Consider the following 16,957-nt stretch of genomic DNA (forward strand, 5'->3'; position numbering starts at 1 on the left):
TGAAACAACGGAAATTCTACTAAAATCCAATATTCGCAGAGGAACCAAATTAGGAATCCATTAGTGCATCAGGGCCAGAGTGGCGATGCACCCCAAGCAGGGTGGCACGCTCGGCAAGAGAGCCGACCGTAGTAGCGCAGAATGCGGCAACCGCCGCCGGGTTGGCCCCGGCGGTCATGATCCCCGGCGTAAAACGCCGCACTCGAAGGACAATTCGAACATGACCAGCATCCTCACGAATACCAGCTCGATGGTCGCCCTGCAGACCCTGAAAGGCATCAACAACGACCTCGAATCCATCCAGAGCCAGATCTCGACTGGCAAGTCGGTTGCGTCCGCCAAGGACAACTCGGCCGTCTGGGCGATCTCCAAGGTTATGGAATCGGATGTCGCCGGTTTTGAAGCGATTTCGGACAGCCTGGCGCTAGGCGAGTCCACCGTTGCAGTGGCAGCGCAAGCGGCTGAAACTGTTACGGACCTGCTGACGCAGATGAAAGAAAAAGTCGTTGCCGCTCAGGGCGACAACGTCGACCGAACCAAGCTAAATGACGACGTCCAAGCTCTCGCCGATCAGATCAAATCGGTGGTTGGGGCAGCACAGTTTAACGGTCTGAATCTTGTTGACGGCTCCCAGACGACCACAAACTCAAACGGTGCAGCTGGCGTAGACGTCCTGTCCTCCCTGGACCGGGATTCCTCTGGTAACGTGACGGCCTCGAATATCGGAGTCGACGCGCAGAACCTCTCGACCACTGCAGGCACAACACTTACGGCTGCAGCCCTCTCGAACTCAACGGATCTCACAGCATCAGATGGTACCGCCGGTTCGGGTGCCGACTACACGGAAATCACTCTGGGAAGCGCGTTTCTGACTGCTGCAGGCGGCGCTGATGGCGCTGTCGCGCTGAGCAAAGATACTGCCGGGGTCAGCTTGGCGACAGCGACTGGCCTCATCGAAGGCGACTCCATGAGTATGACGATTGGTTCCGTGACTGGGAACTATGTCGTCAAAGAGGGGGATACGGCAGACGCCGTTCTTGCGGGTCTGAAGAACTCTCTGATATCCGAAGGTCTTGATACGAGTGAAATCGAGCTTGACATAACGACCACCGGCGAACTTCAGATTGAAAACCTGACGAGCAATGCCGATATCGCTGTGGAACTCACCCAGTCTCGTGGTTCTGGGGGTCTTTCTGAGCTTGAAAGCCTCACTGTCGCCACGGAGAGCGAAGCTACCGCTGCATTGGGTGCAATTGAGGAAATGATCGCAACGGCAACGGATGCTGCAGCTGCGTTCGGTTCAGTTCAAAGCAGGATCGAAACCCAAACTGAGTTCGTTAGCAATCTGACGGATTCGATGACCGCGGGCATCGGCTCTCTTGTTGACGCTGATATGGAAGAGGCGTCTGCCCGCTTGCAGGCACTTCAGGTGCAGCAACAGTTGGGCATCCAGTCTCTCTCCATCGCGAACTCCTCGCCGAGCTCGGTTATGTCGCTCTTCCAATAAAGCGACCTCCGGGGCGCGCATAAGCGCGCCCCGTATCCTGCCGAATGAAGTTCGGCTCCCCTGAATCCTGAACGGAAGGAAACTCCGTGAACGCCGTAGACATGGCCAAAAAGGCCTATGGGTCCAACGTGACCGCTGTCCGAACCCCTCGCAGCATCGAATATGCTGCCTTCGCTCGCATCACGCAGAAGCTTCGGGCGGCATCTTCCGATAAGGTTGAGAGCTTTTCTGCCTTAGCGAACGCTCTCCACGAAAACCGGCGCCTTTGGACAATTCTCGCTGTTGATGCCGCTGACAAGGACAACGCGCTTCCCCAAAGCCTGAAGGGTCAGATTGTCTATCTGCGCCAGTTTGTGAACCTCCACAGTAGCAAGATCCTCCGTGGCGACGCAAACGCCGATCCTCTCATCGATATCAACACCGCCATGATGCGCGGTCTGGGACAGGAGGCACGAAAAGAATGAGTGGGCTTGTTCTAAAATTGGGACCGAAGGAACGAGTTCTGATCAATGGAGCCGTCATTGAAAACGGCGACCGACGGAGCCGCTTGAGTATCGTTACTCCGAATGCGCACATTTTGCGACTCCGAGACGCAATTCATCCCGAAGAGGTCAATACTCCAGTCCGGCGTGTGTGCTACATCGCACAGCTTGTGCTTTCGGGAGACGCAGATCCTGAAGAAGCCAAATTGCAGCTCTTGCGAGGGATCGAACAATTGAGCCAGGTTCTTCTCGACGACGATAGTCATAAACGTCTTGATCTTGCGACGAGCGCAATCCTTGATGGGCAATACTACCAGGCCTTGAAAGCACTGAGAGGTCTCCTCCCGCGTGAGGAACGATTGTTCGCCTCGAGGCCACTATGACCTTTCAGCCCGTTGTTCCGATAAGTGGGTACGCCGGTTGGGTCTTCCTGAACAGAACTCTTGAAACACAACAAGAGGCTCACAAACAAGGATTGCAGAGCGACACCGAGTATTTCTCTGAAAACATCGGCAACGTACGCACCGTGGATGACCTGCTTGCGGATCGAAAGCTGTTGACCGTCGCACTAGGGGCGTTCGGCCTCGACGACGACATCAACAACACTTTCTTTATTCGCAAAGTCTTGGAGGAAGGCACTTCCGACTCGGAGTCTCTTGCAAACAAGCTATCGGATTCAACTTACTTGGAGTTCTCTACAGCATTCGGGTTTGGGGAGGGCATTCCTCCCCGAACAACTCTCTCCGGGTTTGCCGAAGAGGTTACTAGTGCTTACGAAAGCTATCAATTTGAAACGGATGTCGGAGACCAAAATGAAGATTTTCGGTTGGCACTTTATGCCGAGCGCGAACTACCGGACGTCGCCTCCGAAGACACAAGCAATGATACGAAATGGTTTACCATCATGGGATCTACGCCACTACGAACGGTCTTCGAGACCGCTTTGGGTCTTCCGGACTCGTTTGCATCCCTGGACATCGACGTTCAGCTAAAGACTTTTAAGGCCAAGGCAGAACAGACATTCGGAACCAGTGAGGTCAGCGACTACCTGGACCCTCAACTTCAGGACGAGTTGACCAGCACATTTCTTCTTCGTTCCGAGTTGAAAAACGGAGCGCAGTCCTTAACGTCTGCAAACACAGCATTAATTCTCCTAGGTGGATAGGCTTTTTTGCACAATTCCGATGCTGATCGGGTTTCCCGTATCCCCACACGGATTGACCTGCCCCCCGAGAACTCCCTCACCTTGAAGTAGAGTCTGCCCAACCTTTGCAGGAGCAGACGCATGAGAAAGAGCCGTTTCACCGAGGCGCAGATTATCGGGATGATCAAGGAACAGGAGGCCGGGATGTCGACGGCTGAGGTGTGCCGGAGGCATGGGCTGAACCCGGAATGCGCATTCTACAAGCTGAAATCCAAATACGGTGGCATGGAGGTGTCCGATGCGGGCCGACTGAATGCCCTGGAACGAGCCTTGTTGCGCATTGGTTCGAGCAACAATGGCGAGTGAGAATTCCAAGCTCAAACGGCTGTTGGCCGACACGATGCTCGACAATGTGGTCCTGAAGGATCTTCTGGGAAAGAACTGACGACGCCGAAGGAGCGGCGAGAGGCAGCGCTGAAGGCGATGCGGGAGCATGACATCTCGCAGCGCCGGGCCTGCCAACTTGTCGGGGTCACCCCCAAGACAGTCCGGCGTGAACGCCCTCTGGAGCAAGCCATTGAAGGCGCCATTGGTTCGAGTCCTATGGCGAGCCCTGAGATCTGCAAGGAAATGAAATCCATCGCCAGAAAGCGGCGGCGGTTCGGCTATCGTCGGATCGGCGTGATGCTGGAACGCATAGGCATGATCATGAACAACAAGAAGCTCTATCGCCTCTACTCAGAGGAAGGGCTGCCGGTGAAACGACGACGGGGCCGGAAGCAAGCCCGAGGCTCCAGGACCCCGATGCCAGAAGCCACACGGCCCAATCAACGCCCCCTCTCGGCGATTGCGTGCAATCGCCTGTCGGTCAATGGATCACTGGACTTCCTGTCCGACACCTTCGGAGCTTCACGTAAATTCCGTATTCTGGCGGTGAATAACGATTGCTGTCGAGAGAACCTGTGCCTGATGGCTGACACCAGCATCTCGGGCGCTCGGGTCGCACGGGAACTGGATGCGCTGATCCGGGTCTACGGAAAACCAGCTTGTCTTGTCAGCGACAACGGCACCGAGTTCACCAGCCGCGCAGTCCTGAAATGGGCGAACAAGAACGGCGTCGATTGGCATTACATCGATCCGGGCAAGCCCCAGCAGAACGCCTATGTCGAGCGCTACAATCGCACGGTCCGGCACGAGCTGCTGAATGAGGAATTATTCGACAGCCTTGACGACGCAAGGCGAAAGCTCGCCCTCTGGCGATACGACTACAACCAGGTCAGGCCACACTCGTCGCTTGGAAACCGAACGCCCGCAGAAGCGCGCCGGAACCTTGAGCTAAATGAAGACTCCGCGCCCGGCGCGCTTGCCCAACCCGAAACCGACGAGTATCAAACCTGCAGTCTCTCACTATGAGTGAGAGACCAATGGGGGCACGTCAGGCACTGACCGGCAGTGGTTTGCTTGCAAACCATGAAAGAGATTATCTCAACGCGACTTCGGCGGTGGTAGCCGCTCCACTTTCGCCAGATAGCGCGCCCCAGATATCGCGATGCGTCGACCGCTTGGTTTCGGGCGATTGCACCGGAGCTCGTGCGTTTCCATGGTTTGGCATTCCTGCGTGGCGAGCTGACGGCATAGGCACCGCGCGCGGCAATCGCATCATGGCATTTTCGGGTGTCATAGGCGCCGTCCGCGGTCATTGACCCGATGTGTTACCCAGACAGGATTTGCTAAAGTAACTCCTGCAACATGGGCGCGTCGCCGACGTTGCTGATGGTGCCCTCAACCGCTCACACTTACAGCGTTTCCTCGTCGATCCCAATATGTATCTTGCGCCAGTTGCGTCGTTTGGGGCCGCCATGTTTGCGTGCGGTCCTCTCGCCTTCATTCTCTGCCTCGATAACAGTGCTGTCGATGGGCAAGTTCAACGGACCGGCACCTCCGCGATATGGCAAGTTCACATTCAATGGTCTCTGGCGGCGGCAATGCGTGCTGAAATCTGGGACAACCCAGTCCAGCACCATCAGCCACAGAAGGCTCTCGACAAACCCCGTTGTCTGACGAAGCGGTATGCCAACCAAGACTGTCAGGCTAAGACACGCCTGTATCGCAGTATCGCTGAACTGGCATTGACGACCGCGCCTACCATTCGGCGGCGGCGTCGAGACCATCTCAGGATCAAACCAGATCGAAAGCGATCCACGTCGCTTCAAAGCCGTCGGTTGCGCCTCAATAAAGGCTGAAATGGCTGAAGGGCACGAAGTTCAGGGCAGAGTGATTTCTTCGATCAAAACCGATCAAGCAGCCGCTTGAGATATTCCAACTCGATCTGCGGGCGCTCCCGTTCGCCCGAACGACGACGAATCTCATCCAGCAGGTCACGCGCACGGCGATAAATATCATCGCCCTGAAGAATACTGTCGTCGCTTCCCAAACTCCCGGATGTTCCGGCTTCGCGCCCAAGTGGGTCTTGCTGTTGCCCTCCCCTGTCCAGCTGACCCTGCTGTTGTCCTTGTCCGTTCTGCTGTTGTTGCGCCAGGGCTTCGCCGAGACTACGCATTCCTTCACGAATGGCCTCCATCGCGCGCGCCTGACCGTCCAGCGCCTCCGCCAATGCGCCATCTTCCAACGCTTCTTCGGCCTGCCCCATCTGTTCCCCGCCACGGCGTAACGCATCCCGTGCGGCATCTCCGGCCTCACTGCCAGCACCGGGCAAGTTCTCCCGAAGCGCGTCCAACCGCCGTTGCAATTCGCCCTGGCGGTCCGCAAGCGAGCGCGAGTCCGGCCCGCCATTCTCGCCCGGCCTGGGGTTGCCCTGGTCACCCTGTTGCGAGTCGCCCGATCCCTCGCCGCCTTGCTCACCTTCTTGATCCTGCCCGCGCCCTCGGTCCCCCTGGCTGCCCTGACCCTGGTCCGACTCACCCGATTGCGGATTGAATTGTTCCTGCAGATCCCGGAAAGCCTCATCCGACAGGCCCTGCTGGTCCCGCAGGGTCTCCGCCAAACCACGCATCGCCTGCTCGCCGGCGCTTTCGCCCCCCTGCCCCTGCTGGCCTTGCGTAATCTGCATGTTCTCCATCATCTGGCGAAGCTGTTCGAGAAGCTGCATAGCTTCTGCGGTGCGACCTTCTTCCATGAGCTGTTGCAGGCGGTCGAGCAGTTCTTGGAGTTGGTCGCCAGTGATCTCCTGAGTGTTCTCAGACAATTCCTGTTGTTGATCCTGGTTTTGCTGCTGGGCGAGCTGGCGCATGTAGTCGCGCATCGCCTCGCGCAGGTCCTCCATCAGTTCCGCGATCTCGTTATCGGTGGCACCGTTGCGGATCGCCTCGGCCAAGCGCTCCTGCGCCCGCCGCAATCTCTCGGCCGCATTGGCAAGATCCCCCTCCTCGATCTTGACCGCGATCGACCAGAGCGCTTCGGCAACCTCGTCCCGGACCTCCTCCGACAAACCACCCGGCGCCGTGATCCCGGCTTCCAGTCGCCTCAAGGCGACCCGCAGCGGCAGATAGGTAGATCCGTCTCGGATGATATCGTCGGGCCGGTGTGTCACCGCACGGATCACCTTGGAAACGCGGGGACCATTCGCCCGCGTCCACAGCAGGTCTCTCCGCTGCTCGATCAATGCACCGGCCAGCGGATCGAAGAAGCGCCGCCCGGGCAAGCTCAAGTCCATCGGCGCAGAGCTTCCCTCCTGGCCGGAGGCATCCAGAACGGTCAATGTCAGCCTGACTGGCAGACCAGCCCAGGCGTGCTTCGAAAAGTCCTCGACGAGCGTCTCGCTAAAATCTGCCCGATTGCCACTGATGGTCATCGGCAGGTCGACCACGATATCAGGTCGCGGTTCGGGATCAGACGCGAGCCCGTACCGTCGCGGCAGCCCATCGTTGTCCAGCGTGAACACAGCGCGCCCAGAGACCACCCCATAGTCATCCCGAGCCCGGAAGCCTTGTTGCATCCGACCGCTGGCCTCGCGCTCCAGGTCACCGTCGAAGCTCACGCCGGGCGCGGCATCTTCGGCAATGGAAACCTGCCACTCGCGCCCTCCCGGCCCCATGATGGCCAGCCGACCGTCCTGCCGGATGTCGAACTCCTGTGTCGCGGCCGTCGCAGGTACAATCTCCTCGCCAGCCCGCGCAGATACCGTCTCGTCAACGCTCAGCGCGCCGACCTCGCCATAGAGCCGCAGGGAGACCCGGCTCCCTTTTGGCGCATCCAGCGGGCCGGCAGCAATATCGGCGAGATACAGCGTCGGTTTCCCGGTATAGGCGGGCGGCTCGACCCAACCTTCCCAGGATGGTCCTGCGACCAGTCCGTCACCGCCGGGTCCGCTCACAGCATCACCGATCGTCGTCACGTGCAGGACGGACCCGAAAAGGATCCCCACAGCCAGCGCCGTCAGGGCAACGTACCGCAATGCGTAGGGATCGCGGCGTGAGATCCGCAGATCGGGAGGAACGCGCTTAGCTTCAGCCGCTCGCGCCGCCATTCGTTCCAGATGCGCCGCCCAGACCGCCTGGGATGCAGCATCCCCTGCGCCGACGGCCTGCTCATCGCCAAGCGCCTGCAGAGGTCGCCCCGGCAGGGTCGAATCAAGTCGCCGCAGGGCCTCCTCGCGGCTTGGCCATCTGAACCAGCGCAATCCGGTAAACAGGAACCACAGCAAGGCGGCGCCCGAGACCAAGGCGCCAATCCAGAGGATTTCGATCGGCGCGCGTTCGTGCAATCCGAGCATGAGGACCGCGAGAAGCGCGAACAGGACTGACCACGCACGCCAGAAACACCAAGTGAAACGCTCCGCAGCCATCCCGATCTGGGTCAGGCGGAGCGGGCGGTCGAGCCGCCGCATCGCGGTGTCGCGGGCCGTCTGAAGGGTCATTCCGCTCCTTTCAGCGGCCCGCACCCCGCGGGCCTAAGGATGGCGATCTTACAAGAGCCATTCGGGAATGTTATCGCGCGCGATCATTTCGTCAAAGCTCGGACGTGGCCGGATGACAGCGAATTGATCGCCCCGCACCAAAACCTCCGGAATAAGCGGCCGCGTGTTGTATTCCGAAGCCATTACCGCCCCGTAAGCGCCGGCGGAGCGGAAGGCGACGAGATCACCGGCCCTGAGCGCCGGCATGTTGCGCTGCCTTGCAAATGTGTCGCCGGTCTCGCAGACAGGACCGACAATGTCATAGGGCGCCTGCTCCGCGCCCGCCGCCGGCTCGTGGACCGGGACGATATCGTGGTGGGCATCATACATGGAGGGGCGGATCAGGTCGTTCATCGCCCCGTCGAGGATCAGGAAATCCCGCCCTTCGCCGTGTTTCACATAGATCACGGCGGAGACCATGATTCCGGCATTGCCCGAGATCAGCCGCCCCGGCTCGATCTCGACCTCGCAGCCAAGGTGACCAACAGTACGCTGGATCATTTCGCCATATTCGCTGGGCAGTGGCGGCGCGTCGTTGCTGCGGGTATAGGGAATGCCAAGCCCACCACCGAGATCCAGACGCCGAATCTCGTGCCCGTCGGCGCGCAGCGCCTCGGTCAGATCCGCGACTTTCCTGTAGGCCAGTTCGAACGGCTCCAACTCGGTCAATTGTGAGCCGATATGCAGATCGATCCCGATCACATCCAGCCCCGGCAGGGCCGCAGCCCGCGCATAGACCTCGCGCGCCCGGGCAATCGGAATGCCGAACTTGTTTTCGGACTTTCCGGTTGCGATTTTCGCATGGGTCCGCGCATCGACATCAGGGTTGATCCGCAACGCGATAGGCGCCCGAAGCCCCATCGAGACGGCAACACCGTTCAGCGCCTCCATTTCGGACTCACTCTCAACGTTGAACTGCCGGATCCCGCCTTCGAGGGCGACCCGCATCTCTTCGACGGTCTTGCCCACCCCCGAAAAGACGATCCGGTCCCCCGGCACGCCCGCCGCCGTCGCCCGCGCATATTCGCCGCCCGAAACCACGTCCATCCCGGCCCCCAACGCCGCCAGCGTCTTCAGGATCGCCTGATTGGAATTGGATTTCATCGCAAAGCAGACCAAATGCGGCATCGGCTCCAGCGCCTCGTCGAAGAGCCGGAAATGGCGCTCCAGAGTCGCGGTCGAATAACAATAGAAGGGCGTCCCCACGGTGGCGGCGATCTCGGCCACGGGCACGTCCTCGGCGAACAACGCGCCGTCGCGATAGAGAAAATGATCCATGCGCCACACTCCCGGCCAGTTCTCGTTTCCGCCGCTCTTACCACAGCCGCCGCCGTGAGCAATCCACCCGGCGCTTGTGCGCAGGCGCAGGTGCCAGAGAAAGGCCGTGGCGCGAAACGCGCCGCATTTTGGTAACAGATTGCGCCTACTCGCCCGCCCGTCGCTTGCTGCCACCCGGAGCGACTGCGAGAAATTCATACGGGGCGAGAGGAGATGGTCATGGCTTCACTGGAAAAACGGATCAGACGGCGTCTGGATGCGATCGCCGCCAGCGATGCGATCTCCGGCACCGCGTCCCGTTTGATCGCCAGCCATATCGAAAAGCTCTATCGCCAAACGGAATGGGAGTTCGAGGGCCGTGAGGACGTGATCGAGGCCGTTTCAGGCGGCAAACCTATCATTTTCGCCCTCTGGCACGGCCGTCTCCCAATGTCCGCTCGCGGCTGGGATCCGACCTGGAGTCCGTTCTGCGTCGTCACCTCGGCAATGATCCCGGGCATGGTCGTCGGCCGCGTGATGCGCCGCTTCGGGCTGGAAACTATGCCCATGAAGATCAAGAAGTCGAACACGGCCGCATCTCTTCAGGTCGCAAGAATGTCCCGCGCGGGCACCACGATCGGATTCGCCATCGATGGCCCGGATGGGCCGGCCCGCGTCGCGAAGAATATCCCGATCGACTGGGCCCGGCTCACCGGTGCCCCGATCTGGCTCTACACAAATTCCGTCGAGCGCTACCGGACCATCAACAGTTGGGACAAGATGCTGCTGCCGCGCCCCGGCGGGCGAGGCGTGATGATGTATCGCAAATGGGATGTGGGCATACCGAAGAAGATCACACCCGAGACACGCGAAGAACTCCGCGCGAAACTCCAGGCCGATCTCGATGCTCTCACGTTGGAAGCCGACCGCCGCATGGGGCATGAGGGCCTGATCAACTGATCCCGGCTCACCCGGACCCGCCGGTCACACCGACCGAGGCCGTGCCCGAGATGGTTATACCGGGTTTGGGCGTTTCCTTTTCCTTGGCGGGCGGCGCTTTCGGCGGTCCGTCTGCCCCGCATCCCGCGAGAAACACTGTCAGCAACAGCCAGCCTGCACCCTGTTTCAGAACCACCAGCCCACTCCCGTTCGTCCGCCCCGTCCAATCCGTCCGCCGGTGCCGACACCGACGGTCACGTTGCCGCTTCCGACCGCCACCGCCGAGCCATTGGTTCCGACGACAACATCGACACTCCTGCTCGGGCCGGAGGTCGGTGCCACAGTTCCAGCCGACTCCGCAGTCCCGGCCGGCTCCGTTACCGGCGGCCGAGGCGCTGCGCAGCCCGCCACGGCAAAAAGGGCAATGACAACAATACCAGCTTTCATCCCAAACGCTCCTTCCAGAGGCCCACTTGTTCGCGTACCCGTTCCGGCGACGTCCCGCCGAAGGACCTGCGACTCGCGACCGAGTTCTGCACACCCAAAACATCAAACACCGCTGTGGTGATCTCCGCATGCACGCTCTGCATTTCCGCAAGCGACAGGTCGGGAAGGTCGCAGCCCTTGCCCTCGGCCAAAGCGACCAACGATCCGGTCACATGATGCGCATCCCGGAAGGGCAAGCCCAACTCGCGCACCAGCCAGTCGGCAAGATCGGTGGCCGTCGAGAAACCGCTCGCCGCCGCCGCTTCCAACTCGGCACGATTGGCGGACATGTCAGAGACCATCCCGGTCATCGCCGCAAGCGCCAGCATCAGGCTGTCGGCGGCGTCGAAGACCTGTTCCTTGTCTTCTTGCATGTCCTTGGAATAGGTCAGCGGCAGCCCCTTCATCACCGTGAACAGCCCCACCATCGCGCCGAGAATCCGGCCGATCTTGGCCCGGATCAGCTCGGCCGCATCGGGGTTCTTCTTCTGCGGCATGATCGAGGAGCCGGTCGAAAAGGCGTCCGACAGGGTCACGAAGCGGAACTGCGCGGAGGACCAGATCACCAGCTCTTCTGCCAGCCGGCTCAGATGCATGGCGCAGATCGAGGCAGAGGACAGGAACTCCAGTGCGAAATCTCGATCCGCCACCGCGTCAAGCGAGTTCGCAGCCGGCCGGTCGAAGCCGAGCGCCTCGGCCGTCGCATGGCGATCGATCGGGAAAGAAGTGCCCGCCAGCGCCGCTGCGCCGAGCGGGCTCTCGTTCATCCGCGCCCGCGCGTCGCGCAGGCGGGAAGCATCGCGCCCCAGCATCTCGACATAGGCCATCATATGATGGCCCCAGGTCACCGGCTGCGCCACCTGCAAATGGGTAAAGCCCGGCATGACCCAATCGGCCCCAGCCTCGGCCTGCGCCAGCAGCGCGCGCTGCAGCGCCTCGACCCCGGAGATCGCAGCATCATATTGGTCGCGCACCCAGAGTTTGAAATCAGTCGCTACCTGGTCGTTGCGCGAACGCGCCGTGTGCAGGCGCCCCGCCGGTTCGCCGATCAGTGCTTTCAGCCGGGCCTCGACATTCATGTGAATGTCCTCCAGCGCCCTCGAGAACTCGAAATCGCCGCTTTCGATCTCTGACAAGACCGTGAGCAGCCCTTCCCGAATGGCCGCCGCGTCATTATCCGTAAGGATGCCTTGCGCGGCCAACATCGCAGCATGGGCGCGGGAACCCTCGACATCCTGTCGGGCCAGTCGGCGGTCGAAATCGATCGAGGCATTGATCGCCTCCATGATCGAATCTACCCCGGTGGAAAAACGCCCGCCCCACATCTGGTTGGCGGCCTGGCTCTTGGCATCGGTCATTGTCTCGGACCCCGGAAGGATTGAAAATGAAGCATCTCTTGACCGCGTTGGTCTATACGGGCCTCGCCCTGTTGGCAAATCCCGGGCGTGCGGATCCGGCTGACCTGGCAACGATTTCCGCGCTGCGCGATGGCGACATGAAGAAGCTCGTGCTGCACGAGAGCGCGAAACCGGCCGTTCCTCTGGCCGTCACCGACACGGCCGATGCGCCGCTCACGCTTGAAGTGGATGGCGAGACCTGGCGCGTGGTGAATTTCTGGGCCACCTGGTGCGCCCCCTGCCGGAAGGAAATGCCGACGCTCTCTGCCCTTCAGGAGACGATGTCGGACAGCCCGGTCGAGGTCGTGACCATCGCCACCGGCCGCAACCCGCCTGCGGCCATTGACAGGTTCTTCGAGGAAGAGGACATTTCCAACCTGGCGCGCCACCGCGACCCGAAGCAGAAGCTGGCCCGCGCTTATGGCGTCATGGGCTTGCCCGTGACCGTGATCCTCAATCCGCAAGGCGAAGAGGTCGGGCGGCTCATCGGGGACGCCGATTGGCACAGCGAGAGTACGTTGGCGATCCTTCAGGCGCTCTCCACGGGCGGTTGACCGATCGGCAGTCCGGCGGCGCGAACTCAGCGCGGTGCGGCGGCGCGGGCGAGACGGTCATTGATCGCCCGCCCGAGCCCGTGATCCGGAACCGGCGAAACGGCGATCCTGCGCCCGGAAGCGTCAGCCTTGCGCAAATACTCGAAGAGATTCGCCGCCGCCTCGACGAGATCGCCGGAAACAGACAGGTTGAGGCAGTCATGCGGCGCGTCCGGTCCGAAGCCTATCAGACATTCCGCCTCGCCGGGCTCGGTGACATTGAGGCGGACGGGCGCGTCCGGCGCGTAATGGGACGGCAACTGACCGGGTGCATTGGGCGTGTTCGCCTCGGGAGCGTGGGCCAGCGGACGCCCAAGCGCGGCCTCGATAATCTCCGTCGGAAGCCCGCCCGGACGCAACAGGCGGGGCGTGTCGTAGCAACCGATGATCGTCGACTCGACGCCCACCTCTGCCGCGCCGCCATCGAGAACGGCGCCAATCCGGCCCTCAAGCCCGTCCAGCACATGCTCGGCCCGCGTCGGGCTGATCTTGCCGGACAGATTGGCCGACGGCGCCGCGACCGGACCATCAAAACGGCGCAGGAGGGCCTGTGCCGTCTCACCACGCGGGACGCGCAGGCCAATGGTCGACAGCCCCGCAGTGACAAGCTCCGACAGACCCGAGCCTTCCGCAATCGGAACAACGAGCGTCAGCGGGCCAGGCCAGAACGCATCTGCCAACCCCCAGGCTTCTGGCGAAAGGCAACCATACCTTTCCGCCATGGCGAGATCGGCGACATGCACGATCAACGGGTTGAAGCTCGGCCGGCCCTTTGCCTCGTATATCCGTGCAACTGCCGCCCCTTGGCGCGCATCGGCGCCAAGTCCGTAGACGGTTTCGGTCGGAAATGCGACAAGATCCCCATTTGCGAGAAGCTCAGCTGCGCGGTCCAATCCGGCCGTATCGGCGGCGAGACGTTCAGTCATGGCATCCTTGTGAATTCGTGACGCTGCGTCCGTCTTTGTCGCGCAGCGCTGCAAGAGATAGATTGTATCAGACCCAAGGGTGATACCGCCCCCAATCCGCCCTGCCAAGGCCGCAAACTGAGGTGACCCAATGCCTTTCCGTGCTCCGCTGACCGATTTCCATTTCCTGCTCGAAAATGTCGTGGGCTTCGGCCAGCTTCGGGAGACGGACCGTTTCGCCGAGGCGACCGAGGACATGACCGCAGCAATTCTCACCGAGGCCGGCAAGCTCTGCGAAGAGGTGATCGCGCCGGTGAACCGAGCGGGGGATGAACATCACTCGGTACTGGAGAACGGGCGGGTGCGGGGCGCGCCGGGCTTTGCGGAGGCGTTCAAGGCGATTGCCGAGGGCGGTTGGGTCAGCGTCTCGGCGCCGGTCGAGCAGGGCGGAATGGGGCTACCTCTCACGCTACAGACAGCGATCAACGACATGATGTCCTCTGCTTGCCTGGCGTTGCAATTGCAACCGCTGCTGACGCAGGGCCAGATCGAGGCGCTTTCTGCTCATGCATCCGACGAGATCAAGGCGCTCTATCTACCAAAGCTGATCTCCGGCGAGTGGTCCGGGACGATGAACCTGACAGAAGCGGGAGCCGGCTCCGATGTCGGCGCGCTGACGACAAAGGCCGAACCCAACGGGGACGGGACCTACTCCATCACCGGCCAGAAGATCTTCATCACCTGGGGCGATTGCGATTTCGTCGGGAATGTCTGTCACCTCGTCCTCGCCCGCCTGCCCGAGGCCCAGCCGGGCACGAAGGGGATCTCGCTCTTCATGGTGCCGCGCGAACTGCCCGACGACGCCGGCAATCCGGGCCTCGCCAACAGCCTCAAGGTCGTCTCCATCGAACATAAGCTGGGCATCCACGGCTCGCCGACCTGCGTCATGGAATTCAACGCAGCCAAAGGCTGGCTCGTGGGCGAGGAGAATGGCGGGATGGCCGCGATGTTCACCATGATGAACAATGCGCGGGTTGGCGTTGCCGCGCAGGGGATCGGACTGGCCGAATCCGCCACGCAAAAGGCGATCGAATACGCGCTGGACCGGGTTCAGGGGCGTGTGGGCGGAACGGGAACGATCATCGAACATGCCGATGTCCGCCGGATGGTCACCACGATGAAAGCTGAGACCTTTGCCGCCCGCGCAATTTCGCTGGCCAACGCAATTGCCATCGACATGGATAGCGCGACCGGCGACGCGGACTGGACCGCGCGCGCAGCACTCCTGACACCGATCGCCAAGGCGCATGGCACAGATATCGGCCATGAGGTCGCCCAGATGGGGATGCAGGTGCATGGCGGCATGGGCTATGTCGAGGAAACTGGTGCGGCGCAATTCGCCCGCGATGTCCGGATTACCCAGATCTACGAAGGTACGAACGGAATTCAGGCAATGGATCTCGTCGCGCGCAAGATGATGGATGGCGGGGCGGCAGCCTATGCGCTGCTCGACGAGGTCGAATCCTTCGCCGAGACCGCCCGCAGCACGCTGCCGGACCTCGCCAAGCCGGTTTTCAACGCGGCCGAGAATTTCCGCGAAGTTACGGAATGGCTGGTGGAACAGGAGATGCAGGACCGGTTCGCCGGCTGTGTCGCCTATCTGCGCGCTTTCGCCCGCGTGCTGGGCGCCCATTATCACCTGATGGCCGCAATGGCCGACGGCGGCGCCGGCCCGCGCACCAAGCTCGCCGCCTTCTTCATCAAGCGTTTGCTGCCCGAGCACAGGACGCTGATCGAGCAGGTGCGGGCGGGCGCCGACGGACTCTACGACCTGAGCGTGGAAGAGTTGGAAGCGGTCTGAGCGGTGCTGACCCCTGCGCGCGCCCCGCTTCGATATCCATTCGAGACGCCACCCGGACCGGGAGAGGCGATCGCCATCGCCGAAGGCGTACTCTGGATGCGCCTGCCGCTGCCGATGGCGCTGGATCACGTCAATATCTACGCCCTTGACGACGGCGATGGTTGGACGGTGGTTGATACTGGCTTCTCAAGCCGGAAGTCCCGCACAATCTGGAAGGAATTGATGGCCGGCCCCCTTGCTAACAGGCCGGTGCGCCGCGTGATCGTCACGCATCACCACCCGGACCATGTCGGCCTCGCGGGTTGGTTCCAATCCGAACACGGCGCCGAGTTGGCGACCACCCGCACCGCGTGGCTCTATGCCCGCATGTTGACGCTGGACGTCCAGGAGAGCTGGCCGGAGGAGACCCTGGCCTTCTACCGCGCCGCCGGGATGGACCGGGCGATCTATGATCAACGGGTCTCGGATCGGCCCTTCAATTTCGCCGACTGCGTCTGGCCAATGCCGCTTGGATTCACGCGGCTGTCGGAAGGAGAAGTCATCCGCATCGGAGGGCGCTCCTGGGATATCCGGATGGGGCACGGGCATGCCGCCGAACACGCAACCTTCTGGAGCCGGGACGACGGTCTCGTGCTTGGTGGTGATCAACTCCTGCCGTCCATTTCTCCGAATCTAGGCGTTTACCCGACCGAACCGGACGCAGACCCGGTGGGGGACTGGCTGGAAAGCTGCGAACGGTTGTCGCAATTCGCGCGCGACGATCAGTTGGTTTTGCCTGGCCACAAGCTTCCGTTCGCCGGGCTGCCGACGAGGCTGGAACAACTGATCGATAATCATCACGGCGCTCTGACCCGTCTGCTCGAGTATCTTTCAACACCGCACACAGCGCATGATTGCTTTTCGCCGCTGTTCAAGCGAGAAATTGGCCCCGGTGAATATGGCTTGGCTCTTGTGGAATCCATTGGACACCTCAATCATCTGTTGAAGGAAGGGCTTATAAACCGGGACCGCCGCGCTGACGGCGCCTGGCTCTGGCGCAAGGCCTGACAGAGAGCGGAGGAGCGATGACACAAGACCAGAATGAAACCCCGCGAGCCCATGCGGTTCATGCGGACCCATCCGTGCGCAGTGTCGAGGCGGATCCTCTCCCCGAGAAAGTGTGCTCTGCGCCCGAAACCAAGAGCCCCGCGAAATGGGCATATGAGAGGTTGATCCTTTACATCAAGAACTTTGAGGACCAACTGGACGCCGACCACGAAGTTGCGATCGGTTTCACCGGCTCAAGCGCAGGCGTCCTTCGGATCGAGGGGATAGGCTATTTCGATCCAGACATTGTCACGTTTTACGGATCGGACGGTGACGGGACTCGGACCCAGCTAATCCAGCATGTCAGCCAGTTGAATGTCATTCTTCGTGCGCTTCCGCTTGTAACTGAGGGATCGCCTGCGCGTCGGATCGGGTTTCGATTGGT

The 16,957-nt window shown here is 61.3% G+C and carries 15 protein-coding genes and 2 pseudogenes; 10 read left to right on the forward strand and 7 right to left on the reverse strand.

The features are described 5' to 3' along the window. Window positions 1-220 precede the first annotated feature (220 nt). From R3X27_RS19025 to R3X27_RS19045, 5 genes and pseudogenes are all read left to right on the forward strand, one after another. Window positions 221-1,507 (forward strand): flagellin, encoded by a 1,287-nt coding sequence (locus R3X27_RS19025; protein ID WP_317710467.1) that lies wholly within the window; start codon window positions 221-223, stop codon window positions 1,505-1,507. 86 nt (window positions 1,508-1,593) lie between these two features. Further along, entirely contained in the window at window positions 1,594-1,971 is a 378-nt protein-coding gene (flaF, locus tag R3X27_RS19030) for a flagellar biosynthesis regulator FlaF (RefSeq protein WP_317710468.1), read from the forward strand. Next, window positions 1,968-2,372 carry a flagellar biosynthesis repressor FlbT gene (gene flbT, locus R3X27_RS19035; RefSeq protein WP_317710469.1) on the forward strand — a complete coding sequence of 135 codons (405 nt, stop codon included), beginning with the start codon at window positions 1,968-1,970 and terminating at the stop codon, window positions 2,370-2,372. Before flaF ends, flbT begins: the two co-directional genes overlap by 4 nt. Next, window positions 2,369-3,154: a DUF1217 domain-containing protein gene (locus tag R3X27_RS19040; RefSeq protein WP_317710470.1), complete on the forward strand. Its 786-nt coding sequence runs from the start codon at window positions 2,369-2,371 to the stop codon at window positions 3,152-3,154. Before flbT ends, R3X27_RS19040 begins: the two co-directional genes overlap by 4 nt. Before the next feature lie 120 nt (window positions 3,155-3,274). Continuing rightward, window positions 3,275-4,546, forward strand: a pseudogene (locus R3X27_RS19045) (IS3 family transposase). 71 nt (window positions 4,547-4,617) lie between these two features. On the opposite strand, the pseudogene R3X27_RS19050 reads toward R3X27_RS19045, so the two are convergent. The 3 genes and pseudogenes from R3X27_RS19050 to lysA all read right to left on the reverse strand — a co-directional run. Beyond that, window positions 4,618-5,379, reverse strand: a pseudogene (locus tag R3X27_RS19050) (IS5 family transposase); the annotation flags it as partial. A 41-nt stretch (window positions 5,380-5,420) separates the two neighbouring features. After that, window positions 5,421-8,009: a TIGR02302 family protein gene (locus tag R3X27_RS19055; protein WP_317710471.1), complete on the reverse strand. Its 2,589-nt coding sequence runs from the start codon at window positions 8,007-8,009 to the stop codon at window positions 5,421-5,423. Between the two features lie 48 nt (window positions 8,010-8,057). Beyond that, a complete protein-coding gene (lysA, locus tag R3X27_RS19060) occupies window positions 8,058-9,326 on the reverse strand; it encodes a diaminopimelate decarboxylase (RefSeq protein ID WP_317710472.1) in 1,269 nt (422 codons plus the stop codon). A gap of 219 nt (window positions 9,327-9,545) precedes the next feature. On the opposite strand from lysA, the gene R3X27_RS19065 reads away from it, so the two are divergent. Next, complete coding sequence (locus R3X27_RS19065; RefSeq protein WP_317710473.1) at window positions 9,546-10,265, forward strand: lysophospholipid acyltransferase family protein; 720 nt, start codon at window positions 9,546-9,548, stop codon at window positions 10,263-10,265. 7 nt (window positions 10,266-10,272) lie between these two features. Here R3X27_RS19065 and R3X27_RS19070 read toward each other — a convergent pair whose 3' ends face one another. Genes R3X27_RS19070 through argH form a run of 3 tightly spaced genes read right to left on the reverse strand, consistent with a single transcriptional unit; the run spans window position 10,273 to window position 12,088 of the window. Then, window positions 10,273-10,440, reverse strand: coding sequence for an argininosuccinate lyase (locus R3X27_RS19070; protein ID WP_317710474.1), 168 nt, complete (start codon window positions 10,438-10,440; stop codon window positions 10,273-10,275). Then, window positions 10,431-10,691, reverse strand: a complete 261-nt coding sequence (locus R3X27_RS19075; RefSeq protein WP_317710475.1) for a hypothetical protein — start codon at window positions 10,689-10,691, stop codon at window positions 10,431-10,433. Before R3X27_RS19075 ends, R3X27_RS19070 begins: the two co-directional genes overlap by 10 nt. After that, entirely contained in the window at window positions 10,688-12,088 is a 1,401-nt protein-coding gene (gene argH / locus R3X27_RS19080) for an argininosuccinate lyase (RefSeq protein ID WP_317710476.1), read from the reverse strand. Before argH ends, R3X27_RS19075 begins: the two co-directional genes overlap by 4 nt. 26 nt (window positions 12,089-12,114) lie before the next feature. On the opposite strand from argH, the gene R3X27_RS19085 reads away from it, so the two are divergent. Further along, entirely contained in the window at window positions 12,115-12,681 is a 567-nt protein-coding gene (locus R3X27_RS19085) for a TlpA disulfide reductase family protein (RefSeq protein WP_317710477.1), read from the forward strand. A gap of 26 nt (window positions 12,682-12,707) precedes the next feature. On the opposite strand, the gene R3X27_RS19090 is transcribed toward R3X27_RS19085, so the two are convergent. Next, window positions 12,708-13,646: an L-threonylcarbamoyladenylate synthase gene (locus R3X27_RS19090; RefSeq protein WP_317710478.1), complete on the reverse strand. Its 939-nt coding sequence runs from the start codon at window positions 13,644-13,646 to the stop codon at window positions 12,708-12,710. Between the two features lie 130 nt (window positions 13,647-13,776). On the opposite strand from R3X27_RS19090, the gene R3X27_RS19095 reads away from it, so the two are divergent. From R3X27_RS19095 to R3X27_RS19105, 3 genes are all read left to right on the forward strand, one after another. After that, entirely contained in the window at window positions 13,777-15,486 is a 1,710-nt protein-coding gene (locus R3X27_RS19095; protein WP_317710479.1) for an acyl-CoA dehydrogenase, read from the forward strand. A gap of 96 nt (window positions 15,487-15,582) precedes the next feature. Next, window positions 15,583-16,533 carry an MBL fold metallo-hydrolase gene (locus R3X27_RS19100; protein WP_317710480.1) on the forward strand — a complete coding sequence of 317 codons (951 nt, stop codon included), beginning with the start codon at window positions 15,583-15,585 and terminating at the stop codon, window positions 16,531-16,533. 17 nt (window positions 16,534-16,550) lie between these two features. Next, a partial coding sequence (locus tag R3X27_RS19105; protein ID WP_317710481.1) for a DUF6173 family protein occupies window positions 16,551-16,957 on the forward strand: 407 nt, incomplete at its 3' end.

The organism is Tropicimonas sp. TH_r6 (genome assembly GCF_033101155.1).
Classification (GTDB): Bacteria; Pseudomonadota; Alphaproteobacteria; order Rhodobacterales; family Rhodobacteraceae; genus Tropicimonas.